This window comes from Pseudomonas sp. UBA3149 (genome assembly GCF_002364655.1).
Classification (GTDB): domain Bacteria; phylum Pseudomonadota; class Gammaproteobacteria; order Pseudomonadales; family Pseudomonadaceae; genus Chryseomonas; species Chryseomonas luteola.
Window position 1 is genome coordinate 225,028 of the sequence record NZ_DEYV01000005.1, and the last position, 26,365, is coordinate 251,392.

Below are 26,365 nucleotides of genomic sequence, written 5' to 3' on the forward strand. Positions count from 1 at the left end.
ACGACCAGTCTTTTGGCGTCAGAAAAGGTTGTCATTTTGCGCTCCGCTGACTACTGTATAAATAAACAGTAAATAAGAGGAGGGCGTACCGATGTCTCCAGCAGACGATCTTTCCCAATCCCTGGCTATGGCAGACTCAGGCACACTGATGCAGCGCTACCGAGCGCTGGAGCTTGAGCACCGCTATCACCTGAGTGTCATCAAGGATTTGCGCTACCACATCACAGCGTTACAGAGGGAAAACGATCGGCTGAGGCGTCAGCTGAACCAGGTCGACGTGCGATGACAAGGCTGCCCTTGGCAAATAACGATGCTTCAGCAAGTCCGGTTAAGGCATGTCCGGTCGTACTGCGTCATAAAAGCGAACTGCAGATACTGGCGTTCGAGCACCCCTTGGCAGGGCTTCAGTTAATCAAAGGGTCTATCGAGCCGGGTGAACTACCTGCTGAGGCTGCGTTGCGGGAGCTATGGGAAGAATCAGGTATCCAAGTGCCCGAGTGGCCTGTGGATCTAGGAACATGGATCTCTGGCTATCAGGAGCAGGTATGGTCGATGCACCTGTGCGAAAGCGCGTACGAGTTACCTGAGGGCTGGGCCCATCGCACCACCGATGGAGGCGGATTGGAGTTTCGCTTTTTCTGGTACCCACTTGGTCGAGCCGCATCGTCCCAGTGGCACTGGGTATTTCGGGAAGTCCTAAAGGTCATTCACGACCGTGTTAGACGGATGGGTTGAGAAGAGGGTCCACTCCCTGGGTAAGGGAGTGGACAGCAAGGCAGGGTTACAGAATGAAGCGGGACACGCGTTCATTCAAATCACCGGCGTGGCTTTGCAGTGAGCGGGATTGATGCTCCGCCTGCACTGAGCTTTCAGCCAGGGTATCACCCAAGGATTTAATGGTTACCACGTTACGGGTAATTTCTTCCGTCACGGAGGTCTGCTCCTCAGCCGCCGCTGCAATCTGCATCGACATGTCCGAGATCAGCGAGGCCGACTGGGTGATCTGCTCCAGCGCCACGTACGCCTGATCGGCATCCGCCACGCTGCGTTCAGCGAGATGACGGCTGTTGTCCATCCGGCTGACTGCATCCTGTGTTACACGCAACAGATTGCTGATAGTCGTCTGGATTTCCTGGGTAGACGCCTGGGTACGTTGCGACAGGGTCCGCACCTCGTCAGCCACCACCGCAAAGCCGCGACCCTGCTCGCCCGCCCGCGCCGCTTCGATCGCTGCGTTCAAGGCCAGAAGGTTGGTCTGTTCGGCGATACTCTGGATGCTGGTCAAGACGCTGGAAATGGACTGGGAGTGCTGGCTGAGCTCAGTGATGACCTGGGTTGTTTGCGCCACTTCCTGGGCAAGATCGGTAATGGAGGTCTGGGTCTTGCGAACCAGCTCCAGACCTTGCTGACTGCTTTCGGTAGACTGCTGCGCCGATTGCGCCGTACGTTCGGCATTGCCCGCAATTTCCTGGGTAGCCGAAGCCATTTCGGTGACTGCTGTTGCGACCAGCGTCAGCTCCTGCTGGAGACGACCCAGATCAGCGACCGACAGTGTGCTGTTGTTTAGCACCGTCGTGGACTCCTGGCCGATTTCCACCGCCTGATGGCGAATATGCGTAACCAGTTCATGCAGACTGGCCACGAACTGGTTGAAGTGCAGGGCCAGATGGCCCACCTCGTCCTGGCTCTGTTGAGGGATGCGCTTGGTCAGGTCACCATTGCCATGGGCGATTACCTGAAGTCCCTGGGAGACCACACCCAGCGGGCGTAGCAGCCAGGCGCACAGCATGTTGATGGCGATCAGCGACAGAACCAGGATAGCGCCGAATGCGCCCAGACTCACCCACAGTTGCTGATAGAGCGGGGCGGTCAGAACAGCGTCGTCCAGCGTCATGATGAGAATCTCTCCATCATGATCGATCGGGACAGCGTACAAACGCTCACCGTTATGGTCCAGCAAGTGCTGCGTACCCTTGCTGGCAGCCAATGACGCCAGGGTGGCAGGGGTGAGCTCCGTCATCAGGTCGCTGACCTTCTTGTCGAGCAGGGCCGTGTCCGTGTGGCCCAGAATAGTGCCGTCCTTGTCTACAAAGAAGGCCGAGCCATTGCCAGGAAGCTTGATCTGTTTCAGCTGCTCAAGGATCTCGGTCATGCTGACGTCAGCGCCCACCACCCCAAGCGTGTTTCCGCTCTGCTGCAGAGCGCGGCCCAGGGACAGCACGTGGCTGCCAGTAGCCGCTGCAATAGTCGGCGTCGAGATGTAGACCTTGTTTGGTGCGACCAGCGCCTGCTGGTACCACTTCCATTTGCGAGGGTCATTATTGTCTGGCGGCAGGGTTACACCGTTGGCGTTCACCTGGCTGCCATCGGCCCGAGCAAAAAAGACGTTGTCGAAACCGCCGGAAATCTTGGCCTGATTAAGAATCGACAGCATGGCAGACGGGTCGTCAGTGGCCTTCACAGCCTGGAGCACCACCTCCTTGCTTTGTAGCCAGTAACGCACGTTGGCGCTGAACGTCCTGCTGGCATTGCTGACCTGTTCTGCAATGTGGATTTCCAGGCTTTTCTGACTGTTCCAGAAGTTCATACCGGTCAGGCTGGCGCCCACCAGCAGTACCGCAGTGCTGGAGGATAGAGCAATCTTTTTACGCAAAGACCATTTCATAAAGACATCAAACCGACAGAGACAAATACGACACGGCAACCAATTGCCGCGGACTGATAGGAGGCTATCGGCCCAGCTTGATAAATCTGGAGCGCTATGCTCGTCTAGGTATCAATGGCCGATGATCGGTTGTACAGAGAGGCGCGGACATGGCAGGGCACTGCAGCAGTGCGGGCTGGATATGGCGACTCGCTCGTCTTTTTGGCTCACGAGAATGCTGGATCTGCTTGAGGATTCGACGTTGCCAAATGTCTGTGTCGCAGGCGGAGCCGACAGCTTATCTGCCAAGTTCAGCCTGTTTGAAGCAGCCAGCTATGCTTTAAGTAGTACAGCATTGCCCTGATGGAGTAACAGTATGGCTTTAGAAACCGACAGCGATCCGTTTGATCAGCGCCAGCAATTGACTTTGGCGGCCGAAGCCCTAGGTTGGAAGGTAATCGATTGGGCGCAGGACATACCCATCGTCAGGGATGAAAACGGCGAGAGCTTCCAGTGGCTGCCCCATCTCGACGATGGTGAGTCACGTCGACTTCAGATACGCCTGGGGATTCACCTGTCCTACAACCCCCACGAGAAAACCATGTGCGTCAGTTGTCCCCTGTGGGATGTAGAGGACCTTACCTTGGATTGCGAGGAGGCGGACGCTTTGGAAATGGCGCGCTACATGGTAGTGCTCTTCGCGGCGCTGTCCACCGGCGTGGAGATAAGCAGTCTGGATGCTGCGCAGGGGCTGTTGGGCTATTGACCTGAACACGTCTGAAAATAGATGTCTCAGTGAGAGAAGGGGGGCAAAAGAGCATGCGCCGCTTGTATACCCTCCTGTTTCGGTCCTGCCTGCCAGGGCCGGCTCTTTCAAAACCCTCGCTTCATGCAAAAACTTGCAAACATCTCTCGCTCTCTCTGCTCTGAAAAGTTTGATATATCTATGCGCCGTGCAGGAAGACAGGCGTCCTGAACCGTGACGCTTGCTTGTAGAGCCATCCTTGCATGAACGCTATGGCTCGCCGTTTGGCTTCATCTACCCGTGAAATCGTTGACGGGCAACTCTATTATTCAGTTTGAGAGACATGAACTCAGAATCTGCATATCCAGCTGTTTCAAAAACAAACCGCGGATATCCTCGTAAAAGACCCAGCTCTACGGCTTGGTTTGCCACACTTTCCACCTTGTTCGGTATCTTGTTGGTTGTCACGATCGCAATGCCCAACTAATGCTAGGCCGTCCTGCCGTTATTGAGTCTGATGCGTCGCATCCATTGCTTGTAAAGAGGAATGGAAAATACGCATCAGACCTGTTTATTACGAAACCTCAATGAATAAATCTGTGCCAGAAGGGCGATAGAGACCGTTCTTCTGGCACAGTTGCATCAGCTGTCGGCAGGCTTATTTTGACGGAATACCAATACCAGCCCTAAAAGAATGGCCACCATTCCCATTCCACCTTGTGCGTCGACCCGGTGACCAAGAATCAGGTAATCCAACAGCGTTGTCACAAGTGGCACCAGATAAAACAGACTGGTTACGTTTACCAGATTGCCGGTTTGTACGAGTCGGTAAAACAGGAGTTGTGCAAAAACAGAGATGACGACCGCCATCCAGAGAGCGGATGTCACAAGCTCCGAAGACAGCTCAAACGTGATGGGCTGGAAGGGGACGAAAAGCAGGCAGAGTACCAGGCTGATACCGACCTGCAACGGCAAGACGTCCGCTGGGGGCTGACTCAGGCCTTTCTGCAGAATGGCACCAATCGACATGCACAAGAGCGCTGCCAGCGCATACAGAATTCCACTCAAGGATAGATGCGCCATCGCCAGGCTGCGGTAGACGAGCAGAGACAGTCCACCCAGGGCCAACAGCAGGCCCGCTAGCCGACGGGGTGATAATCGTCTTTCAACCAGCACCAGGGTAAGAATGGGTTGTACACCCAGAAGGGTAGCCAGGACTCCCGGCGTAACGCCTTTATCCAGAGCCAACAGATAACAAATGCTGTAGCCGCCGATAAGCAGCGCTCCGGTGAGGGCTACCCGGCTGCGAGAGCCCGGCGATGGCAACCAGCGCCGCCGCCAGAGCCCCATTAGCAAGAGCACTGTAAACGCAATGAAGAAGCGTAACAGCAGGAACGCGAATGCGGGGGCGTGGGTAACACCCACGTGAGCGAATAACGCGCCGCTGCTCCAGAGCAGCACGAACAACCCTGTGGCGCTATTGGCCACAAGCAGGTTTCTTAATGAACCTAACATTGTCATTTCACCTGTCAGTACGAAAAGCAGGCTCCAGCCAACGGCCTGTGGTAGGCAGTTCCGATCAAGACTGGAGAAAGAAAACGGCTGTAATCAGCCGAGCGTCATCAGGCAGCGACTACTGCCACGACAGCCGGAGGGGATACGACAGGTGGTGCGAGGGAGAAACGCGCATGCAGGCACGCCACGTCCGGTGCGGACGAGGAGGAGAACTGGCCTGTATGCAGATGATTCATGGTAGCGTCAGCCAACAGCTGGCAAATGATTAAGAAACATTAGCGCCTCCGCTGGCAGAGCGCAAGCCATAATCAATCTTCCAGAATAATTTCCTTGATCCGGCTGGCCAGCAACTCCATTGGGAATGGTTTGGTCATGACGTGCATGCCTGCCTCAAGGTTGCCATTTCCCACGGCTGCATTTTCTGCATAGCCGGTGATGAACAGTATCTTGAGATCAGGGCGCGCCTGGCGGGCCGCATCGGCCATCTGCCGCCCGTTCATGCCGCCGGGCAGGCCCACGTCCGAAATCAGCAGGTCCAGGTGCATATCGGAGAGCAGTATCTTCAGCCCCGAGGCGCCATCGGCCGCTTCGATGGCGGCATAGCCCAACTCTTCGAGCACTTCGGTGATAAGCAAGCGCACCATCGGCTCATCGTCAACAACCAGAACGGTCTCGCCGGTGCTTGCACGTGGGGCGCGCATCAGTTCAGTCTGCTGAGGCTCTGGTTTGCTCTCTTCCAGATGGCGCGGCAGATAGATCCAGACCGTGGTGCCTTTGCCAGCTTCGGAATAGATGCGTGCTTGCCCGCCGGACTGCTTGGCAAATCCGTAAATCATGGACAGGCCCAAGCCGGTCCCCATGCCGATGGGCTTGGTCGTAAAGAACGGGTCGAATGCCCGCGCTACGATTTCTGGGGTCATGCCAATGCCAGTGTCCATGACTGCTATGGCAACGTATTGCCCAGAGAGCATGTCCTGTTCATGGGCATCACGCTCATCGACCCAGATATTGGCGGTACGGATTGTCAGCTGGCCGCCGTCCGGCATGGCATCCCGTGCATTGATACATAGATTGAGCAGGGCGCTTTCCAGTTGGTTCGGATCGCACAGCGTTGACCAGAGGTCAGCGGACAGGCTAGTGGTTACCGTAATCTCCGGGCCTACCGTCCGGTCGATTAGATCCTGCATGCTCTCGATCAGCATATTGGCCTGGGTCGGCTTTGGATCGAGCGTCTGGCGACGAGAGAAGGCCAGCAGCCGGTGGGTCAGGGAAGCCGCGCGGTTGGCGGCCGTCTGGGCGGCGGTAATATACCGATCGATATCCGTAGCGCGACCCTGGGCCACACGCATCTGGATCATCTCGAGGCTACCGGAGATGCCTGTTAGCAGATTATTGAAGTCATGAGCGATACCGCCAGTAAGCTGACCTACGGCTTCCATTTTCTGGCTGTGTCGCAATAATTCTTCGGCGCGGTTGAGTGCTTCGCTTTGCTCTTTTTCGGATGAAATATCGCGCACGGTGGCATAAATCTGATCCCCTCGAGCCACGGCATTCCAAGACAACCAGTGATAGGTGCCATTCTTGTGTCGGTAGCGGTTCTCAAAGCGAAAGACCGTGTCGCCCCGTTGCAGCATGTGCAGTGCCTGGGCGGTGCGCTCTACATCGTCCGGGTGGACAAATTCACTGAAGGGCTTGGAATGCATCTCCTGGTCGGACCAGCCAAGCGTTTTGGTCCAGGCCGGATTAAGGCTTACAAAATAGCCAGCAGCGTTAGTTGTACACACCAAGTCAGGCGTTGTTTGCCAGATCTGGTCGCGCTCACGGGTACGTTCCTCTACGCGACGCTCTAGCGTGTCCATCAGATCGTTCAGGCGAATCAGGTTCTTTCTGAGTGCAGCGCACACCGCCACGATGCCGAAGTTAACCAGGATGAACAGGGCGTTGGCTGCCCACTGAAGCAGATCGAGATCGAACGTAAAGGGTGTAGAGACAAACAGATAGGCCGCTGCAAGGGCAGCAACAACGGTGGCGAACAGACCAGGCCCCAGGCCCAGCGTGAAGCCGATAATCATCAGAAGCGGAATGAACAGCAGGTACGGCAGGCCCAGGACAGGCAGGGCCAGACGAATGCCCGCACTGACAATGACAGCCGCCGCTGCAACAGCATAGCGTAGGGGAGTAGGCCATTCATGGCGTAACACCCACTGTTGCAGGCGATCGAAGAGCGTTTCTTTCTTTTGCTGCAAGGTTCCGGTACCTGATAACGGCTTCAAGCTCAAGTCTATGGCTCGGGCTTGCCACGCTAAGGATATAGAACGGATGTTACGGCGTGTGAGGGCACGCTCGTAAATGATCCGCAGTCACTCGTGTTGGACACACCGATTGCGATAAGGTCCCGACTCGTTCAGGTTGAGGCCGTAGCGTAATCCTGACAAGTGACAGAACGCTCTACCCAAACTGCAAAACGGTCAGGCATTGGCATATAGCGATTAGCGCCTCATTTTCTTGGGGTCGCGCTCAGGATAGTGCCTTTGGACGCAACCTTTCACCGCTTCTTGAGGATAGTGTCCAGGCGGGTTGCCAGCAACTCCATGGAAAAAGGTTTGGTCATGAGATGCATGCCATTCTCCAGATTACCATTGCCTACTACCGCATTTTCTGCATAGCCGGTAATAAATAGTACCTTCAGGTCCGGACGTTGATGGCGAGCGGCATCGGCCATCTGGCGGCCGTTCATGCCTCCTGGCAATCCTACGTCCGAAATCAGCAGATCGATATGTGCAGCGGAGGAAAGGATGGCAAGCCCTGACGCGCCATCAGCCGCTTCGATTGCCCTGTAGCCCAGCTCTTCGAGTACCTCTTTGATGAGCATGCGTACAGTGGGCTCATCATCGACGATAAGTACGGTTTCACCCTTTCCCGTGCGTGGTGCCTCCCCTGATCTAACTTGCTCCGCACCGGCCTCGACCGCACCTGCATAGCGGGGCAGGTAGATTTTCATGGTGGTACCCTTGCCCGGCTCCGAGAGGACACGTACCTGACCGCCGGACTGCTTGGCAAATCCATAGATCATGGACAGACCCAGCCCGGTACCCCTGCCGATAGGCTTGGTTGTAAAGAACGGGTCGAAGATACGCTCTATGATTTCCGGCGACATGCCTGTGCCCGTGTCGGATACTTCCGTCACGATGTACTGACCCGGATTCATGTCGCGCTCATGGGCGCTGGTCTCATCCAGGTAGCGATTTTCGGTTCGAATGAGCAATCGGCCACCATCCGGCATGGCATCTCGTGCATTGATACACAGGTTCAGCAGGGCGTTTTCAAGCTGATGGGGGTCACAGAGCGTGGGCCAGAGTGTTTCACTGAGATCGGTCGTGATACACACGGCTGGTCCTACGGTACGTGTAATCAATTCACGCATGCCTTCGATCAGCTGGTTGGCCTGGGTCGGTTTGGGGTCGAGCGTTTGGCGACGGGAAAAGGCCAGCAATCGGTGGGTCAGGGCCGCGGCTCGATTGGCAGAGTCCTGGGCGGCGGTGATGTATTTGTTTACATCGCTCAGGCGTCCTTGGGTCAGGCGCGTCTTGAGCAGGTCCAGGCTACCGAAATTCCGGTGAGCAGGTTGTTGAAGTCATGGGCTAGACCGCCGGTGAGCTGGCCCACAGCTTCCATTTTCTGGCTATGGCGCAACCGTTCTTCCGTCTGATGCAGGACTTCGGCCTGCGCCTTTATCGTGGTGATATCGCGTGCAATGCTGTGGAACAGCCCATCACGACGCTGGGAGTTCCAGGATAACCAGCGATAGCTGCCATCCTTGTGCCGGTAGCGGTTCTCGAAGTTTGACAAGACCTGGCCGTTGGCGAGTAGCCGCTTGGTTTGCACGGTATGTTCCAGGTCGTCTGGGTGGAGAAAATCCTTGTAGGGGCGTGCTTTCAGCTCTTGCTCCGACCAGCCTAGGGTTTCGCTCCAGGCAGGGTTGAGGTTGAGAAAGTAGCCTTCCGGACTGGCGGTGCAGACCAGATCTGGCGTGGTGCGCCAGATTTGATCGCGCTCGCGGGTACGTTCCTCGACACGTTGCTCAAGGGTCTCGTTCAGCTCCCTCAACTGGCTCTTGCTGGCCTTGAGCCGGTCTTCAGCTGCCTTGCGAGCCGAGAAATCAATGGTTACGGCAATAATAGAGCGGGGATTGCCTTCATCATCGTTCAGACAGGTCAGATTGCTATTGGCCCAGACGATAGTGCCATCGGGTCGGAGGTAGCGCTTGTCGAGGCGAGTCGGCTGTCGGGTGGCCAGGACATGTTGAAGCGCCTCGAGCGTCCTGGGCTGGTCTTCAGCCAGGGTAACGGTCTTTGCGGTTGTGCTTAGTATCTCTGTGCGAGAGCGACCCAACAGGCGGCAGAGCTCGTCATTGACCCGTAGAAAGCGGCCGTCGAGGCTGATCTCGGACAGGCCTACCGAGGCTTCGTCGAAAATAGAAGCCAGGCGGGTTTCGCTTTCCTTCAGCGCCAACTCAGCGCGGGTGCGTTCGGTGATGTCGCGGCCAATGGAGAGCAGTTTTTCAGGCGTGCCGTCTGCACCTGGTATGCAGGAAATGGCAATATCCCACCACTTGGGTTTTCCTGTGTGGGTAGGGCAGTAGCCCTGGAAACGTCCTGTCCCTCCGGCACGAGCACTTGCGATGGCGTTGCGTGCTGCCTCCAGATCCGCGTCTTTCCATACCCGGAGCCACGGCTTGCCCAGTACGGAAGAGAGGTCCGTAATCTCCATGGACTCTATACCGCCGGGGCTCACGAACTGGGTATGCCCTTCGAGATCCATGATCACGATGCAATCCTGACTCGAATTGAGAATAAGGCTGTTCATCTGGCGAGAGATGCGTAGCGCATTCTCGATAGAGTGATTCGCAGTAATGTCCCGCGAAATGGAGAGCAGCTTTTCAGGCCTCCCATGAGAGCCGAGGATAGGCGTGACCTGTACATCCCACCACTTAGGGGTTCCTGCCAGGGTATTGGCCTGCCCGATGAACCGGCCAACCTGACCCGCGCGGGCCAGCGTCATGGCCTCTTTCGCTTCCTGGCTCCCCTTGTCTTGCCAGAAAGTCGGCCAGGGGCAACCCGCAATGGCATTGAAGTCGCTGACTTCCATAGCGTCCTGGCCGTTTGGGCTCATGTAAAGCAGTTTGCCGTCAAGGTCGAGCACCTTGATGCAGTCATCAGAGGAGGCCAACACGCTGCGCAGGAACTCGGCATCGGCCTGCTGAGCTTCAATTACTTTTTGCTGCCGGGTCTGATCGCGCAGGATTTTCAGAAAACCCAGGTGGGCTCCATCGGCTGCCCGGAGCGGCATCATCTCGCCATTGGCCCAGAACAGGGCGCCGTCCTTTTTCTGGTGCCAACGTTCATCACTGGCGCGACCTTTTTCCAGGGCGCGTTGCATCTCGCATTCGGCGCGCTGCTGGAGTTGGTCCTCTACGGTGAAGAGGCGATTGATGGAGGTCCCTAGTATACTTTCGGCTGTCCAGCCAAAGACCTGCTCTGCGCCAGAGTTCCAGTGAGTAATGCGACCGCACTGGTCGGTTGTGATGATCGCAAAATCGACAGCACTGTTCAGAATATCCTGATGGCGCTGGTTCTGTTGGTAAGTCGTTTCGGCAACGGCCTTGAGCGCCGTATTTTCGGCTTCGAGTTCGGCGATACGCAGACGCAGATGTTCGTTTTCGATGGTAGTCATGCCGGTATAAAAAGAAGGGCGCGGTACATAAGGTACCTAGCGGTAGGGGCCAATGCCTTGCCATGAATCCGGCAGCGCACAGGCACAGCTTCGCTCACGATCAGGTCACGAATGAATGAGGTTGGAAAGGTAGGGGATTAGTGAACGACCCAGTCTATCCAGCACTTGAGAGACTGTCTATCACGCCGGCTGTCCAACCGTCGGCCTGTCTGGGTAACAGGTATGTAGGCGGGATGATATCGATGGGCTATCGGGGTGTCAGGTGCTAAAAGCCGGACTGTCATTTGCAAGGGGCGACCGGTTGGTTCTAGCGTTTGATGACTGTCAGGCTGATCAGGCGAGCCACTACCAATGTGATATACATGACGCCTGCAAACTCTTCGAGCATTACCAGCCCGCGGGCAAGCGGTGAAATAGGCAGAACATCACCCAGCCCTACGCCGGAAAGCGTGGTAAAGCTCAGGAACAGCAGTTCCATCCAGGTCCGTGGTGCCTCAGGGTTCTGCATGGCGGTAAAACTGCCTGGCAGAAGCAACTGGCAAACGGTAAAGGCATAGGCAAACGCCCAGGCCAGCAGAGTAAAGGTTGCGCCTACGGCAAACAGCTCATCGGTCGATGCGCGCTGATCCTCCATCATGTAGGCAATCAGGCTGGCGGCTGCGTAAAAGTAAAAGGCGCCTTCCAGCAGGGCGGAGGCAACCGTAACGGCCTGGTTGGGCCAGATCTCGCTGACGATAGCCAAGCACAGGATGAGCGCGGCCAGAATGAAGGCAATCGAGTGGAGCATTGGACTGCGGCGAACCATACGCAGGGCAGCAACCAGTACGATGACGCCAAACGCACCAAAGACGGCTCGCCCACCCGGCATGTTCTCCATGAAGGGATAGAGCACGATGCCCAATAGCTGGATAAGTAACAGGCTTGCAGACGGGTAGCGAACCAGATACGTAACGAGGGTGACTTTCATTCAGGGCACGGGCAGGATGGAAACGCCGTACAGCGTAACCCGGCAGCGCAAGGCTCACCAGAGCCTTGCGGATAAAGAGCTCGACTAGGCCTATGACTTCTTCTTGAAGGCGTAGAACAGGTTAGGCTCACTTATCACATACAGGTTGCCCTGATCATCCATTGTCATGCCCTCAGCCTGGGGAACATCCTTGGCAAGCCCCTGATTACCACCCCTCAAGCTGAAGGAGCTGACCGGCTTACCGTTGGCATCCATTTCCACGATCATCTTGGATTCATCAGACAAGGCCAGCAGATGGCCTGTACTCGTATCATAGTGAAGGCTGGACAGGTCGGTCACAAACAAATCCCGGTCGCGCTGTGCGTTGACATGCACGTCGATGTCGATCGGCTGGTCGGGCGAGGCGGTCAAAAAGCCGTTGATCTCGAAGATGCGGACCGGGTCCTTTTCCTTGGCAACAAAAAGGCGCTGCTCCTTGGGGTCGTAGGCCAGGCCCTCGAAGCCTTTGTTATTATTATCCGCCGCGCTGAGTGAAAACTGTTTGGCATTGGCTGGGTCGGCAATATCGATGACCTGGGTCTGATCATTGACATGCACTTCGATCAGACGATGGTTACGTTCCTCTGTAATCAGGAGGACGCCGGGACGAACGTATTCGATCGCTTCCGGATCACCGAAACCCCGGAGCGGAATACGACGCAGTACATCACCGGAGAGCGAAAGCTCGATAAGGTGCGAGTCCTTGTTGGTCACCGTAAAAAGCGTTTGGCGGCTGGCGTCGAAGGTCAGCGCTGACATGTTTTCGTCATTACCCAGTGGCTTGGCATCGATTGTGACATGGTAGTCAGGCAACCATAGGGCTTGCCCTTGGGCCTCCTCGGAGCTAAAGCGCTGTTCCAGACGGAACCAGACCTGCTCAAACAGGCGCTGCTGGGCACCTGCGGTTATCGCGGCTGCCACTAGCAAGCAGGCCAAGGCCGTTGCCATCGTTTTGGAGGAGAGAGCGTTCTGCATGTTAGGTCAGGTTCAAAATTCTGAGCGTATAGCCTACGGGGGTTGGGCTTAACTGAAGCTGAATAAGGCAGGTGCGAGTGTTTCCGATTCTTTCACCCATGGTTCGATAGGTGCGCTCTACGGACGATAGATCCTGAGCGCTTTGGGTTTGATAGAAAAAAGAGCGGGCGTGTAGGTGGTCAGCTCACCATCAGTATTGATAGGCATGGGTTTGCGGGTGTTCAGTCGGATAGCGGTTGTCTGAAACGCCCTGACCTTATCTGCCTTGCCATGGGTGCCCTTGCGCAGGCTGGGCAGCAATGCGATCAGTTCCCACCAATGCCTGACCTCAAGGCTATAGAAATCCAGGCGTCCATCGTCGGCGGTTGCGGATTCTTCCACCGTCATGCCACCGCCATAGTGACGGCCATTGCCCACGGATGCCTGGACCGTTCGGACCTTTTCCACCTGTCCGTCATGTTCGATATACAGGGTGAAACGGCGAAAGCGGCGCAGTAGCCGAAAGGCGGTCAGGCCATAGCCGAGGCTGCCCCATTTCTTCTTGATATCCGCGGTCAGCTGATTAGCCAGATCGGCACTGAAGCCAATGCTGGCGACGTTGAGAAAGACATGATCGTTGACGACGCCTACATCGATGGCTCGCAGCTGCCCCCGCACAATGATGTCGACGGCCTCGAGCGGATCCTGAGGAATATTCAGTGTCTTGGCCAGGTCATTGGCAGTGCCGAGCGGCAGGAGGCCGACGGGCAGGCCAGCCTCAATCAGGGCGGGAGCTGCGGCGTTCAACGTGCCGTCGCCACCGCCGACAATGATCAGGTCGCATCCCTTGGCCTGTCTGATCTTCTCGCTGATGGAAAGGTTTTCCCCTCCGGTAGGTTCGACTACGGTTATTCCGCCCTGGCTGAGCTTTTCAACGATAGGCGTGTAGGATTCACTCCCACGGCGGGCGCGTTTATTGATCAGCAGAAGGGCGCGGCGGGTTTCGGTAGCGGTCATTGCGTCTGAGATCCCCTATGACTTGTTTATCTCTGACACTTCACGTGTAGGTCTGTCCGAGGGATGGAATGCGAGAGTGCCCCGTTCTGACAACTGCCTGCGAGGCGGAGTTGTTTCAAAAGATCAATGAAGCCTTACGTTGCGTGATCATCCGCTCAGACTGACGTTAAAAGCATAACTAGCAGGCAGGACCCGACGGTTTCAGGCGCGAGGGCTGACACGGGCGCTTTTGAGCAGCCGGTAGTCCTGCCACAGGATCACGGCCGCTGCGGCGGCGTACGCAAGGCAGGGTGCCCAATAAGCAGGATTAGCCAGCGCTTCGCTCAGGCACATGACCGCACTGATAGAAGTAAATAGCCACGACGGCACTCGCAGGACACACGCCATTGCGCTGGCCCAGAAGCGATCCCTCAGAAAGCCTAGGGGAACGCAGGCGGCAATCTGCATGACTACCAATACGAAGGTCGCAACAGCAACGGTCAGCACCACCTGATTGTCGGGCGTTTGTGCGTCACGAATAGGGATGAGCAGCGTGCCCAGGCGGGTATGGCTCAAGGCGGTATAAGCCAGGAGCAGCAGGGCGCTGGAGAAGATGATGCGGGCTGGTATCGAGTTCATTGAGCGTCGCGTTACAGGAAAAGGCGCCTATATTACCTGAGCCCGGCGCCTGTTCATGAATACTGTCCAGACAGGTTCAACCCGACGGTGTCTGTTCGGCCAAGGTATGAATAGCGTCGAGTACTGCCTGCGGTGCCAGATGATGCAGCATATGCCCGGCGCCCTCGATGACACGGAAATCCATCTCCGGCAACTCGGTATGCAGCCTGCCCGAGTGCACATGGGTATGAACCAGCCGATCCTCGCGTCCCGCCATGATGATGGAAGGTACTGTCAGCGTCTTGTAACGCTCCTTGAGTTGTAGCGTTGCGGGAATGATCAGGGCTATTTCGGCTGCGCTGGCATGAAGCTGCACAGGACGAAAGGCCATCCAGGCCGGAAACCGCTTGAAGCGGGCGGGCACTTTGGCGGGTGCAAACATCCGCTTCATCATGAGTGGCCATATGCTGCGATACAGCAGCGGTGAAACGGAGTGGCACATGAGGTCACCCACGCCGGGGATGGCCGGCAAAGCCGCCATGGGAATATCAGGGCGAACGGTCGGGTAATAATAGCCGGACAGCAGCACAAGGCCTCGGACAGACTGCGGGAAGTCGAGCCCCAGCACCATGGCCACCAATGCGCCCCAGGAATGGCCGAGAACGATAGGGCGGTCGATACCCATTGCGGCAAAGGCTCGATTGAACAAGTGGGCCTGTTCGAGCGGACCCCAGACAATAGACGACGGGCGCTCGCTGTAGCCATACCCTGGACGGTCAAAGATGATGACCCGATAGGTGCGGGCTGCGTGTTCGACTAGCTCGCTCAACTCGAAGTCAGTACCCATGGTCGTGTTGCCATGCAGAAGCACAAGGGGCTGTCCCTCGCCATATTCGACGTAATGGAGCCGGATACCATCCACCTCGATAAACGTGCCTGCCGGTGGGTGCTGCTTTTCCGCCTGACGGCTGCAATGGCGGACCAGCATGGCTGATGCCGCGACGGCCAGGGAGCCCCACACAAGCGGGCCGGGGCGGGAGGGTAAAGGCGTGGTTTTGCTGGGCGTAACGTGTGCGCTGTCGGTATGCCGGAGATTTTTCATGCCAGGGCTCCCGCTAAAGACAATTTAGAGTAGTCCACGGGAAAGCCGTTCGCGGTAGGGACGAATGGCACGTTTGGCTTTTACCTGAAACCAGCCATCCGCCTGCAGGGGGCGGATGGCTGTAAGTCAATCAGGCTGCGCCCAAGCGCTTGGTCAGCTCGGCCAGTCCCTGGGACAGGTTTTGCAAGTGCACCGCAGCGTCCTGGGTCTTTTCAACCTGGGCCTGGTTGGCGCTGGCAATGGCCGTAATTTCAGTCAGGTTACGGGCAATGTCTTCACTGACGGATGTCTGTTCCTCTGCTGCTGCCGCAATCTGGATGTTCTTGGCGCGCATCGAGTCGACCGAGACCGAGATGGTGTCCAGAATCGCGCCAGCTTCCTTCACCTGCGTGACGCTGCGCTCACTGATGCTCTGACCATTCTGAATGGCCTTGGCCGCATTGGCAGTGCCGGTCTGAACGTTGGCAATGATCTGGTTGATCTCGTTGGTCGAGTCGGCTGTGCGACGCGCCAGGTTACGGACCTCATCGGCCACAACCGCAAATCCGCGACCGGCCTCACCGGCGCGGGCGGCTTCGATGGCCGCGTTAAGCGCCAGAAGGTTGGTCTGTTCAGCAATGCCGTGGATGACTTCCATTACCTTGCCGATGCGCACGCTGTCTTCTTCGAGCTGATTGATGACAGAGGCCGTACCGGCAATCTCGTCGCTCATGTCGACAATGGTCTTGATGGTGCCCTGCATGACGACGCTTCCGCGCTGAACAGCCTGATCGGTCTCGGTAGCAGCAAGGGAGGCTTCGCTTGCGTGACGTGCGACTTCCTGGGCAGTAGCCGACATTTCATGCATGGCGGTCGCCACCTGATCGGTACGGGAGAACTGCTCGTTGCTGCCCTGAGCCATTTGGTTGGCAATGGCGTTCAGGTCACGGTTGGCAGAGTCCAGGTCCTGGGTGCTCTGCTTGAGGCGTGTGGATGTATCGGACAGGAAGTTACGCAGAATGCTGGCGGCTCCCGCCAGGCGGCCGAGTTCATCCTGGCGGCTGGATTGGATATTTACGTTGAAGTTGCCATGACTGAGCTGGTTGATATGGCCGATGAGCTCACTGATCGGTACGACCAGGCGGCGATTGACCAGCCACAGGCTGATAACAAGGATGGCGACACCGCCCCCAATCAAGGCGATCAGGCCTGTCAGGAAGGTGGTGTCAGCCTGCGCGCTAATTTGGGCGGACAGTTCGTCACTGTGCTTGTGCAGTTTGGTGACAAGATCGGCCATCTGGGCGGTGGCGCTACGGTCGATACCTTCAACAGCCTTGTCGCCTGCCTCTGGGTCAAAACCGGCAGCCCTGAAGCGCTCGAAACCTGTGCGATAGGCTGTACCCAGCGTCTTGTGCTCGGTCTCCAGGCTTTGAATGGCTTGTGCGATAGAGCTGTCTGACCACGGTTGCTTGCTCAGGTCAGACAGCAGTGCCTGAACCTTTTGCTCTTCTGCCTGGAAGGCATTCCAGTGTTTTTCGCGCTTGGCGTCATCCTTGCCGCGCAAGAGGGCGTTTTTCCATTCCTGAACTTGGGTTTTAAAGTTCAGGTTGGCTTCGTCGATCAGTAGAACATTACGGATCTCATTGGCCAGAAGACCTTGATAGCGTTGAACGCTCCCGGAAAGAAATTTGAAGGAAACGATTGAAATAGCCATGAGCAGCAAGAGACTGCCGCAGAGCAAGGCAAGAACTTGAGCACGCAGGGAACGGTTAAGCATCACAGTGTCTCGAGAGAGGGAGGTACTCGTCACTGTGTCGTTGAAATAGCAAAAAACTTAATGCGATAAATATTCTATCGGCTTGATAAATTAATGAATTTTTTGTGACAGGCGTCTGGCTCGAACATTTGCCGTGAACGGCTATCCAACAGAGTAACATTCATTAACAGATAAGAATGCGAGGTGCATTATGAGTGATGAACTGCTGGCGTCCATTCACGCGATGGATCCAAGCCCGATCAACCCAGGCGGTGGCCAGGAGTCGCCCTGGCCCGATGAGCCAGTAGGGCCTGATGGGATCATTGATCACCCGGATGACGTGACCGATAACCCTGACGTGATTGATCCGGATACTCCGCTTGTCCCCAGTTGATCCATGAGAAGGCTGGGCAGAAAACCGCTGTCCAGCCTTTTTTCACCGACTTTCCTATCCGCGACCGTAAACGACCGCTACCATCTTGCGTTGAGCCTGCATGGTCGCCTGGGCCTTGGTGTTCAGGGCCTGGAGACGGGTGTTCAGCTCTTTCTGGATAGCGGGGTCGGATACTTCGATCATGGCACCGTTGACCTTGATCACGTCCTGATGGGCATTGATGTAATCAAGCGCTTCGAGCGTTGCCGTCAGGGTCTCGCTGGCAACCGGCATCATGTTTTTCATGGCTTCGGCCGGCTGGGTGACAACTCGATCATAGGCCTTGTCATAGACAGCCTTCAGATCTTCCGGCTGCTTGAAGGATTTACGCGCTTCATCCGCCTTCGCCTGTTCTTCGCTGATCAGCGCTGGCAGCTCGTTCAGTGTTTTTTGGGCAGATTGAATATCCTCGCGGCGCTGAATAGCCTGTCCCATCGAGCTGATGTTCATCTGCTTCATCGCCGTGGTCAGCGAGTCTTCGGTTCGCTTGTTGAGGGACTCGTGAAAGTGCTGCATCGCCGCATACTGGGCGCTGTATTCGCCAAAGAGGTTCTTGTCTTCGTCCCGAAGAACCGGAACGTGTACGCCGGGCTTATCGATGATGCGGGTTTGCAGGAATTCAATGAATGCCTTGCGCTGCGCCTCTTCGTTGGAGCAGGCGGACAGCAGGCAGGCGCATATCAGGGTGAAAAACAGGGCAACCGTGGAGTTACGCTTGAGCATGAGATCTCCCTATGAGCTCAAATGGAGTAGAGCCGACCTGCAACCAGAGGTCAGCCGGCGCACCGTATATAGGGGATTGGAAAGCGTGGCGAGCGGGATCAGCCGAATTGGTGAACGGGTTCTGCTTATGAGGCGGGCTTTAAGTCTCAGGCAGCGTTAGCCCATCGGATCGAAATGGCTTTTGGCCGAGCAGTACCGTTCTTCCATCCACTTGCTCTTGTTCTGCTCATCCTTATCGTGGCGGACGCGCCAGTCCTGGCACTTTTGTCTGAAATATTCCTTGGCGCCCTTGCGGCATTCGCTATAGCCGACCGAATCCTTGCGGTAGTTGCCGCATACGCTGGTGTCGTCGATGCGGTTGTTAACAATCTCCCAGGCCGCCAGATAGCTTTCACTGCTGCCCCATGCCTCAACCCAATGCTGCTCGCTTTCTCGTACCGGGTCGGCCGGATAGATGAGCGCCCGTGGCAGGTGATCATGGTGGGCGCGGTAGGCTCTGGGGACCGCCCCTTGATGAGGGTATGGTGGCTTTCCCAGATGACAGCGAATGATCGAGTCATCGGTCTCGCCGTCGCTTCGCATACAGGTCAGGTCAGCAGAAGAAGCAATTTCGGTCTGATCCAGCGAAAGATCGACAAGACCCTGGGCCGAAGGGGGAGTATCGATACCGTCAGCGGGCTCAAGCAGCGTGACAGGGGCTTGCAGCTGTTCAATGTCCTCCAGCGCATTCCAGGCCAGCAGGCTGGCAAACAGCAGCAACGCCAGCCACAGAAGTTGAGCCAGGGTTAATGTACGGCGGCGCTTGAATGGTCGGGTGACAGGATTTGGTTCATGCACAAGCATGGGCTTGTGCCCATCGTCTTGCTGTTGACCGCGGTCGTGTGTGCCCATGATGCTTCCTTGCAGGACTCGAAACGACGGTACTGACGTTGAAGATGCGTGATGAATTTCACGTTACATAAGGGTATCCAGACCAGGCGGATAAATCCAGCAGGCGGACCGTGCTTGAGCCGTTCAACCGATTGAGCAGAGATAAAAGGCAGTAAGGAGGCGATGAAGCGGACCAGGCGTACCTGGCCCGCTCGGTGGTCAGGCGCTGCGCTGCTGCGAGGCGCCGTACCAGATCACTAGGGCAAAGCAGAGCATGGGCAGCGAGTAGGCATACGCTGTGCTGCTGATATCAGCGATGAGTCCCATGAAATAGGGCATGATCGCGCCACCCACGATAGCCATGATCATGAAGGAGCTGGCGCGCTTGGTGTGTGGGCCGAGGTTCTTCACACCCAGCGCAAAGATGGTAGGAAACATGATCGACATGAAGAAGAACACGGCGATTAAACCCACCACGGCAATGCCGTCGAATCCGGCCACCACCAGACCGCACAGGAAAAAGTTGATCACGCCATAGATCATCATCAGACGAGCCGGCGCGATGAATCCCATCAGCCAGGTGCTGAAGAAACGGCCCAGCATGAAGCACAGCATGGCAATGGACAGCATGAACGACGCGGACTGGCTGGAAGTGTCGGACCAGTGCTCGGTTACGTAGTTGATAAAGAAGGCACCCACACCTACCTGCGCCGCCACGTAGAAAAATTGGGTGATGACACCGCCGACGAAATGCTTGTGCTGCCAGAGTGTGCGGCTGTCCTGACGGGCAACGGCTTCCTCCTGATTGCGAAGGTCAGGGAGAGTGGTTTTGGCAAAGAGCACGGCAATCATCAGAACCAGCGCTGCGATACCCACATAGATCATGCTGACCGAGCCCAGGCTGTCGGAGGAGGCGGTACCTGCACTATTGGTGGCCGAAAAGAACAGGGTGCCGCCCAGGATTGGGCCGGTGAACTGACCGAGGCCGTTGAAAGACTGGGCGAAATTGAGGCGGCGCTCGGCTCCGTTCGGATCGCCTAGAACCGTGGCATAGGGATTGGCTGCCGTTTCCAGGCAGCCCAGACCGCAGGCGATCACGAACAGGGCAAAAAGAAACATGGCAAAGCTGGCTGAAGACGCTGCCGGAACGAATAGCAAGGCACCGAGGGCATACAGGCACAACCCGACCAGGATGCCGGCCTTGTAGCCGCGCTTGCCCATGAAGATCCCGGCGGGCAGGGCAACGATAAAATAGGCGCCGAAGTACGCCGCCTGAAGCAGGCCGGACTGCGCCTTGGTGACGTGCAGCGTTTCCTGGAAGTGTTTGTTGAGTACGTCCAGCAGGCCATACGACAGGCCCCACATGAAGAACAGGCTGGTGACAAGGATGAATGCCCATTGATAGCCCGAGCGTTCCTGGCTGGCAACGGGTGTGGCCGTTCTGGTTTGGTTGACTAACATGACAGCTCTCCGTGGTTCTTATCGTTGTGCAGCGTTGAGGTCATTTGGTGGTACAGCAAAACCGGCGTCCTGGCGTTGAACGGTGGTTCCCCCGAGGGCCAGCAGGCCTGCGCCAAGCAGGGCGACAGTTGCCAGGGTGTACATGCCGGCGTGGGGATTGGCGAACGTCTGTTCCATATAGGTTTTAAGGGTGGGCGCAAGAAAGCCGCCCAGGTTGCCCAGCGCACCGATCAGGGCAATTGCGCTGGCTGCTGCGACACCGCCCAGGTAGCGGGTGGGAAGCGTCCAGAAGAGCGGCTGAACCGTGATAAAGCCGGCAGCCGCGAGGCAGAAGGCAAACAGAACGGGCACGATGCTCTCGATAACCGTCGATCCTGCTATGCCCACTGCGGCGAGCAGCAGCATGGCCACTGCCAGTTGGCGATGCTTGCCGGTGCGGTCTGCATAGCGAGTCACCATGAACAGTGCACCCAGGGTGAATAGCCAGGGAATGGCCGTCAGCATGCCAACCTCAAAGCCGATCTTGGTGCCGAGCAGCTGAGCGATGCGCGCCGGAAGATAAAACAGGACGCCGTAAACGCTTACCTGGATAGTGAAATAGATCAGTACGAAGTACATGACCTTTGGGTTGACGAGGGCTGCCTTCCAGGAGGAAGGGCTATGTTCCTTCTTGTCTGTCTCCTCCTGTTCGATAGCCTTGTGCAGTGCCGTTTTCTCGTCCCGGGTCAGCCATCGTGCATCCCGCGGGCGGTTCGGCAGGTAGAAAAACGCAATCACGCCAATGACCGAGGCAAGCAGTCCTTCCACCACGAACATCCATTGCCAGTTGCGCAGGCCGAATACGCCGTGCATTTCCAGCAGCCAGCCGGAGACAGGGCCCCCCAGCAGCAGCGAGGCCGGTACGCCAAAGTAATAGAGCCCATACGCCGCACCGCGGTGGCGATGAGGGAACCAGTAAGTGAGATACAGGACGACACCTGGCGACAGGCCTGCCTCGGCCACGCCCAGCAGAAAGCGGAGGATATAGAAGGACATTTCGCTTTGAGCAAACATCATGGCAGCCGAGACAAGGCCCCAAGTCACCATAATTCGGCTCAACCAGATCCGTGCACCGATACGATGAAGGATCAGGTTGCTGGGAACTTCGAAAAGCGCGTAGCCGATAAAGAAGATTCCCGCGCCGAGAGCAAAGGCCGCATCGCCGATCCCTGTGTCGGCCTGCAATGCGAGCTTGGCATACCCAACGTTAGAACGGTCGATAATGGCCATGGCAAACATCAGGGCCACGAATGGAATAATTCGGCGACGGCTCTTGGTCAGGGCACTGTCGAGCGGGGCGGTAAGCGTAGACATGAATGACTCCAGTTATTGTTGTTTTCTAGAGCGCTCACACATCAAGCAGGACGTTGCTAATCCGGGGCCGGTTGCTCAGCCAGCGCGAAGATTCTTTGCATCGGAATCCATTTGCTGCCCTGCGGCGTCCAGGGTGTCGGTGTCTGGTATCGCCACATCAGCGCTTCCCATTCCTGCACCTTGGGATTGGCCGCGGCGGCGGCTTCGAAGGCATTTACACTGAAGTCAGCACTGACATGCATGATCATGAACAGGCGCGTGCCGAGGCGGTAGATCTGCATGTCCTGCACACCGGCGTTACGCAGATGGGTGGTGATCTCGGGCCAGATACGCGCGTGCAGCTGCTCGTATTCGGCAATGAGCGCAGGGTCATCCTTGAGGTCCAGCGCCATGCAGTAGCGAGTGCTCATGTGAGTGCCCTGTCCAGATGCATATAGCCGCCATCGACCGTGAGCCATTGCCCGGTGGTATGGGCAGCGCGAGGTGATAGAAGGAAGACGACCGTGTCGGCAATCTCCTCGGGAGTGGTCATGCGCTTGCCCAGCGGAATCTTGCTGACGATTTTGTCCAGTTTGTCTTTAGGATCATCAAAGGTGTTCAGCCAGTTCTCGTACAAAGGCGTCATGACTTCGGCCGGGATGACTGCATTCACGCGGATGCCATCAGCCAGCAGCGAGGCGGCCCATTCTCGAGTAAGGGACAGTTGTGCGCCTTTGGCGGCGGTGTAACCACTGGTGTTGCCCTGGCCGGTGAGTGCGGTCTTGGAGCTGATATTGACGATGCTGCCCTTGCTATCCCGAAGAGCGTCGAGGCAGAGATGGGTCATGACGTAATAATGAATGAGGTTCTTTTCCAACGATTGGATAAACGCCTCGCGTCCAGCCTCAAGACTGACCCCGTCGTTGACCCCGGCGTTGTTGACCAGTCCGTCCAGGCGGCCGAATCGGGTCAAGGTTTGCTCGACGGCTGCGCGGCAAGAGATTTCATCGCACAGTTCAGCCTGGATAAAGAGTGTCTGTGGCTGAAGCGCGTCCAGCTTGGCTGCGAAGTCATCTTCCAACGGTGTGCGGCTGACAATCACTGGGATAGCGCCTTCGTCAGCCAGACCGAGGGAAATGGCGCCGCCGATCCCTGAGCCGCCGCCGGTTACGATAAAAACTTTTCCATCCAGATGCAGGTTCATGCGGCGTGCTCCTGTGCATTGACCGTAAGGCCATACAGGCGAATTGCATTGCCGCCCATGATGGCGGACTGCTCGGCGGATGAGAGGGGCGCGATGGCCAGCTGAGCCAGGGCATGGACATGGTCGTACTCGCCCGCCAGCCGGCACACCGGCCAGTCCGATCCGAACAGCACGCGCTCCGGGCCGAACAGCTCCAGCGCCTGGCTCATATAGGCGACCAGATAGTCCGGTCGCCAGGTTGTCCAGCCAGCTTCGGTAATCAGGCCGGACAATTTGCAGTACACATGGGGCAGGGCGGCCAGTGGCGCGAGCTGCTCGGCCCAGGTTTGCAGGTTGCCGTGTGCGATATCGGGTTTGCCCAGATGATCGAGCACCAAAGGCTGCCGGTCATGCCTTCGGGCAAAGGCGTACGCGGCCTTGAGCGAGGGGGACTTGATAAGGATTTCATAGAGGTAGCCGCGGGCCTGAATAATGGCCACACCCTTGTTGAATGCGGTGTCGGCGAGAAAGGCATCCGGGTCCGCTTCGTCCTGGATCTGGTGGCGAAAGCCACGCAGGCGCGGCTGGCCTTGCCAGCGATCGAGCGACTCAAGCAGGTTGGGCGCTTGTAGATCTACCCAACCAATAACGCCGGCAATCCACGGATGTTTCGCAGCCAGCGCCAGCAGTGCGTCAGTCTCCTCCTCGCATTGCCGGGCCTGAACGGCAATGCATCCCGCCATCTGGTGTTCTTTAAGAAGCGGCTCGAGATCCGAGGGCAGATAGTCGCGCTTTAACACCGACATGCTGTTGTCGATCCAGCGGTACTGATCCGGCTCGTAATGCCAGAAGTGTTGATGTGCGTCGATTCTGGGTATTTCAGGGCGTGTCATTGTTATTGTCTCCTGAAAGCAGTGGGCGGCGGGATCGGTGAGGCTGGTCCCTCCGATATGCTCGTTGAGTAAAAGGGTAGGCCCTCTACTCAACCTGCCGCTAAGTGTTACGGGGAAACCGATAATGCTGGCGCGAGGCCGGTTTCATGGTGATCGAAAATCCTGGTGCCTGGGGCGGCAGGTAGGCGGGGCCCTTCATGACGCAGGGGTCTTCGAAATGCTCATGAAGATGATCGACATACTCCACAACGCGACCTTCATGCGTGCCCGCCACGCACAGGTAATCGATCATCGAGATATGTTGCACGTATTCGCACAGCCCAACGCCGCCGGCATGGGGGCAGACAGGTAGCTCGTACTTGGCGGCCATGAGCAGCACAGCAAGCACTTCGTTCAAACCACCCAGGCGGCAGGCATCGAGCTGTACCACGTCGATGGCGCCACGCATGATGAATTGCTTGAACAGAATACGGTTCTGGCACATCTCGCCGGTAGCCACCTTGACCAGGTTAATACCCTCTTTGATCGCGCGATGACCTTCTACGTCGTCCGGGCTGGTGGGTTCCTCGATGAACCAGGGCTTGGCAAACGACAGCTTGTTTACCCAATCGATGGCCTCGTTGACTTCCCAAACCTGGTTGGCATCGATCATCAAGTGTCGGTTCGGGCCTATCACTTCACGGGCAATGGTGACGCGGCGGATATCGTCCTCAAGGTCACGGCCGACCTTGAGCTTTACATGAGAGAAGCCGGCATCGATGGCCTCCTGACAGAGGCGGCGGAGTTTGTCATCCGGATAGCCAAGCCAGCCGGCAGAGGTGGTGTAGCAGGGGTAGCCATGGGCCTTGAGCAGGCCGATGCGTTCTTCCTTGCCTTTGGCGCGCTCCGTGAGTAGTTGTATCGCTTCTTGCGGTGTGATGCAGTCGGTGATGTAGCGAAAGTCGACGCACCGTACGAATTCTTCCGGCGACATGTCGGCGACCAGCTGCCAGACCGGCTTGCCAACCTGCTTGGCCCATAGGTCCCAGGCCGCATTCACGACGGCACCGGTCGCCAAGTGGATGGCGCCCTTGTCCGGTCCGATCCAGCGCAGTTGGCTGTCGCTGGTCATGTGGCGCCAGAAGCGGCCCATGTCTGCCGTGATCCATTCCAGATCAAGCCCTTTGATCTGACCTTCCAGTGCCTGAATGGCCGCACAGCAGATCTCGTTGCCCCGGCCAATGGTAAAGGTCATGCCGTGGCCTTCGAGCCCAGCCTGGTCGGTTTCAAGAATCACATAGGCGGCAGAGTAATCGGGATCGGGGTTCATGGCGTCCGACCCGTCCAATGCCTGGGACGTAGGAAAACGAATGTCCTCTACGCGAAGACCGGTGATTGTTATTGTCATATCGGTTCTCCGGAAGCCCTTGATGCCGGGCTTGTCAACGCTGTGTTGGAGGCCCGCTCAAAAGCTCTTCATATGCGAGCGTATGTTGAGCGGGCGCTTCTCCGGGCGTGCGACGCGGTTAAACGTCCCAATCACCCGAAGGGCATGGTTTCAGTCAGCCTGAACCGTGCGCTGCTTCTGCTCGCCCAGGCCCGCGATGCCCAGGCGCATTTCCTGGCCGGGCTTCAAGTAGACTGGTTCGGGCTTGATGCCCAGACCTACTCCAGGCGGGGTACCCGTGGAAATGACATCCCCCGGTTGCAGGCTCATGCAGCGGCTCAGGTAGGCGATCAGCTCTGGCACCTTGAACACCATGGTGCGGGTATTGCCGTTCTGGTAACGCTTGCCATCCACTTCCAGCCAGAGGTCGAGCGCGTGCGGATCGGCTATTTCATCTTTGGTGACCAGCCAGGGGCCGAGCGGGCCGAAGGTGTCGAATCCCTTGCCCTTATCCCAGGTGCCGCCACGCTCGATCTGCCACTCACGCTCGGATACATCATTGATTACGCAATAGCCCGCTACATAATCCATGGCGTTGGCTTCGTCGATGTAGCGCCCGGCCTTGCCAATCACCACGCCCAGCTCAACTTCCCAATCGGTCTTGGTGGAGCCACGCGGGATCTCTACGTCGTCGTTCGGGCCACAGATGGCGCTGGTCCACTTGTTGAAGACCACCGGCTCCTTGGGGACGTCAAGACCGGACTCGGCCGCATGGTCGGCGTAGTTAAGACCGATACAGATAAACTTGCCGACACGGCCGACGCAGGGGCCGAGGCGAGGGGAACCGTTCACAACGGGCAGGCTGCTCGGATCAATGTTCCTGAGCGTGGCGAGTCCTTCAGCAGTGATGGCCTGACCGGCGATGTCATCAATATGGCCAGAGAGGTCACGAAGCTGACCCTGAGCATCCAGCAGGCCCGGCTTCTCCTGACCTTTTTCTCCGTAACGCAGCAATTTCATGAGCGGTTTCCTTGTGCAATAAGAGGGTGTGCGGTG

25 protein-coding genes and 2 pseudogenes are annotated in these 26,365 nt (G+C 57.2%); 4 read left to right on the top strand and 23 right to left on the bottom strand.

Going from position 1 to position 26,365, the window contains the following annotated elements; genetic code table 11:
• Positions 1 to 91: 91 nt before the first annotated feature.
• Together B3729_RS02820 and B3729_RS02825 are read left to right on the top strand one after the other, a co-directional pair.
• On the top strand, positions 92 to 286 hold the full coding sequence (locus tag B3729_RS02820; RefSeq protein WP_010797482.1) for a hypothetical protein: 195 nt from the start codon (positions 92 to 94) through the stop codon (positions 284 to 286).
• Positions 283 to 735 (top strand): NUDIX hydrolase, encoded by a 453-nt coding sequence (locus B3729_RS02825; RefSeq protein WP_286786987.1) that lies wholly within the window; start codon positions 283 to 285, stop codon positions 733 to 735. The genes B3729_RS02820 and B3729_RS02825 overlap by 4 nt, the downstream gene beginning before the upstream one ends.
• 46 nt (positions 736 to 781) lie before the next feature.
• Here the strand turns inward: B3729_RS02825 and B3729_RS24690 are convergent, their stop codons facing one another.
• Positions 782 to 1,486 carry a methyl-accepting chemotaxis protein gene (locus B3729_RS24690; RefSeq protein WP_404627791.1) on the bottom strand — a complete coding sequence of 235 codons (705 nt, stop codon included), beginning with the start codon at positions 1,484 to 1,486 and terminating at the stop codon, positions 782 to 784.
• A gap of 150 nt (positions 1,487 to 1,636) precedes the next feature.
• A pseudogene (locus tag B3729_RS24695) lies at positions 1,637 to 2,665 on the bottom strand (HAMP domain-containing protein); the annotation flags it as partial.
• Between the two features lie 355 nt (positions 2,666 to 3,020).
• Here B3729_RS24695 and B3729_RS02835 point away from each other — a divergent pair.
• On the top strand, positions 3,021 to 3,410 hold the full coding sequence (locus B3729_RS02835; RefSeq protein WP_286786989.1) for a hypothetical protein: 390 nt from the start codon (positions 3,021 to 3,023) through the stop codon (positions 3,408 to 3,410).
• 621 nt (positions 3,411 to 4,031) lie between these two features.
• On the opposite strand, the gene B3729_RS02840 is transcribed toward B3729_RS02835, so the two are convergent.
• From B3729_RS02840 to B3729_RS24705, 12 genes and pseudogenes are all read right to left on the bottom strand, one after another.
• A complete protein-coding gene (locus B3729_RS02840) occupies positions 4,032 to 4,904 on the bottom strand; it encodes a DMT family transporter (protein WP_286786990.1) in 873 nt (290 codons plus the stop codon).
• Between the two features lie 107 nt (positions 4,905 to 5,011).
• On the bottom strand, positions 5,012 to 5,140 hold the full coding sequence (locus B3729_RS02845; RefSeq protein WP_286786991.1) for a hypothetical protein: 129 nt from the start codon (positions 5,138 to 5,140) through the stop codon (positions 5,012 to 5,014).
• Positions 5,141 to 5,212: 72 nt separating this feature from the next.
• Complete coding sequence (locus B3729_RS02850; protein ID WP_286786992.1) at positions 5,213 to 7,177, bottom strand: hybrid sensor histidine kinase/response regulator; 1,965 nt, start codon at positions 7,175 to 7,177, stop codon at positions 5,213 to 5,215.
• A 272-nt stretch (positions 7,178 to 7,449) separates the two neighbouring features.
• The gene (locus tag B3729_RS02855) at positions 7,450 to 8,397 is read right to left on the bottom strand and encodes an ATP-binding protein (RefSeq protein WP_286786993.1); all 948 of its coding nucleotides are present in this window, start codon (positions 8,395 to 8,397) and stop codon (positions 7,450 to 7,452) included.
• Between the two features lie 83 nt (positions 8,398 to 8,480).
• The gene (locus tag B3729_RS02860; RefSeq protein WP_286786994.1) at positions 8,481 to 10,637 is read right to left on the bottom strand and encodes a PAS domain S-box protein; all 2,157 of its coding nucleotides are present in this window, start codon (positions 10,635 to 10,637) and stop codon (positions 8,481 to 8,483) included.
• A gap of 307 nt (positions 10,638 to 10,944) precedes the next feature.
• Positions 10,945 to 11,604 (bottom strand): ion channel, encoded by a 660-nt coding sequence (locus tag B3729_RS02865; protein WP_010797490.1) that lies wholly within the window; start codon positions 11,602 to 11,604, stop codon positions 10,945 to 10,947.
• A 90-nt stretch (positions 11,605 to 11,694) separates the two neighbouring features.
• Complete coding sequence (locus tag B3729_RS02870; protein ID WP_010797491.1) at positions 11,695 to 12,618, bottom strand: SdiA-regulated domain-containing protein; 924 nt, start codon at positions 12,616 to 12,618, stop codon at positions 11,695 to 11,697.
• A gap of 117 nt (positions 12,619 to 12,735) precedes the next feature.
• A complete protein-coding gene (locus tag B3729_RS02875; RefSeq protein ID WP_286786995.1) occupies positions 12,736 to 13,614 on the bottom strand; it encodes a lipid kinase in 879 nt (292 codons plus the stop codon).
• Positions 13,615 to 13,815: 201 nt separating this feature from the next.
• Positions 13,816 to 14,232 (bottom strand): hypothetical protein, encoded by a 417-nt coding sequence (locus B3729_RS02880; protein WP_019366649.1) that lies wholly within the window; start codon positions 14,230 to 14,232, stop codon positions 13,816 to 13,818.
• A gap of 76 nt (positions 14,233 to 14,308) precedes the next feature.
• A complete protein-coding gene (locus B3729_RS02885) occupies positions 14,309 to 15,313 on the bottom strand; it encodes an alpha/beta fold hydrolase (protein ID WP_286786996.1) in 1,005 nt (334 codons plus the stop codon).
• A 130-nt stretch (positions 15,314 to 15,443) separates the two neighbouring features.
• Complete coding sequence (locus B3729_RS24700) at positions 15,444 to 16,214, bottom strand: methyl-accepting chemotaxis protein (RefSeq protein WP_404627792.1); 771 nt, start codon at positions 16,212 to 16,214, stop codon at positions 15,444 to 15,446.
• 117 nt (positions 16,215 to 16,331) lie between these two features.
• Positions 16,332 to 17,069, bottom strand: a pseudogene (locus B3729_RS24705) (HAMP domain-containing protein); the annotation flags it as partial.
• A 190-nt stretch (positions 17,070 to 17,259) separates the two neighbouring features.
• On the opposite strand from B3729_RS24705, the gene B3729_RS02895 reads away from it, so the two are divergent.
• Positions 17,260 to 17,442 carry a hypothetical protein gene (locus tag B3729_RS02895; RefSeq protein WP_010797496.1) on the top strand — a complete coding sequence of 61 codons (183 nt, stop codon included), beginning with the start codon at positions 17,260 to 17,262 and terminating at the stop codon, positions 17,440 to 17,442.
• Between the two features lie 54 nt (positions 17,443 to 17,496).
• On the opposite strand, the gene B3729_RS02900 is transcribed toward B3729_RS02895, so the two are convergent.
• The 9 genes from B3729_RS02900 to B3729_RS02940 all read right to left on the bottom strand — a co-directional run bounded on the left by B3729_RS02900 (position 17,497) and on the right by B3729_RS02940 (position 26,329).
• The gene (locus B3729_RS02900; protein WP_286786998.1) at positions 17,497 to 18,204 is read right to left on the bottom strand and encodes a DUF3053 family protein; all 708 of its coding nucleotides are present in this window, start codon (positions 18,202 to 18,204) and stop codon (positions 17,497 to 17,499) included.
• 156 nt (positions 18,205 to 18,360) lie between these two features.
• Positions 18,361 to 19,095 carry a hypothetical protein gene (locus B3729_RS02905; RefSeq protein ID WP_286786999.1) on the bottom strand — a complete coding sequence of 245 codons (735 nt, stop codon included), beginning with the start codon at positions 19,093 to 19,095 and terminating at the stop codon, positions 18,361 to 18,363.
• Positions 19,096 to 19,293: 198 nt separating this feature from the next.
• Positions 19,294 to 20,535 (bottom strand): L-fucose:H+ symporter permease, encoded by a 1,242-nt coding sequence (gene fucP, locus B3729_RS02910; protein ID WP_286787000.1) that lies wholly within the window; start codon positions 20,533 to 20,535, stop codon positions 19,294 to 19,296.
• A gap of 18 nt (positions 20,536 to 20,553) precedes the next feature.
• Complete coding sequence (locus B3729_RS02915; protein WP_286787001.1) at positions 20,554 to 21,888, bottom strand: MFS transporter; 1,335 nt, start codon at positions 21,886 to 21,888, stop codon at positions 20,554 to 20,556.
• 56 nt (positions 21,889 to 21,944) lie between these two features.
• Positions 21,945 to 22,298, bottom strand: coding sequence for an L-rhamnose mutarotase (locus tag B3729_RS02920; protein WP_286787002.1), 354 nt, complete (start codon positions 22,296 to 22,298; stop codon positions 21,945 to 21,947).
• Entirely contained in the window at positions 22,295 to 23,071 is a 777-nt protein-coding gene (locus B3729_RS02925; RefSeq protein ID WP_286787003.1) for an SDR family oxidoreductase, read from the bottom strand. The genes B3729_RS02920 and B3729_RS02925 overlap by 4 nt, the downstream gene beginning before the upstream one ends.
• A complete protein-coding gene (locus B3729_RS02930) occupies positions 23,068 to 23,943 on the bottom strand; it encodes an amidohydrolase family protein (RefSeq protein WP_286787004.1) in 876 nt (291 codons plus the stop codon). The genes B3729_RS02925 and B3729_RS02930 overlap by 4 nt, the downstream gene beginning before the upstream one ends.
• A 100-nt stretch (positions 23,944 to 24,043) precedes the next feature.
• Positions 24,044 to 25,330: an L-fuconate dehydratase gene (locus B3729_RS02935; RefSeq protein ID WP_286787005.1), complete on the bottom strand. Its 1,287-nt coding sequence runs from the start codon at positions 25,328 to 25,330 to the stop codon at positions 24,044 to 24,046.
• A gap of 150 nt (positions 25,331 to 25,480) precedes the next feature.
• Positions 25,481 to 26,329, bottom strand: coding sequence for an ureidoglycolate lyase (locus B3729_RS02940; RefSeq protein WP_125888767.1), 849 nt, complete (start codon positions 26,327 to 26,329; stop codon positions 25,481 to 25,483).
• Positions 26,330 to 26,365: the final 36 nt, after the last annotated feature.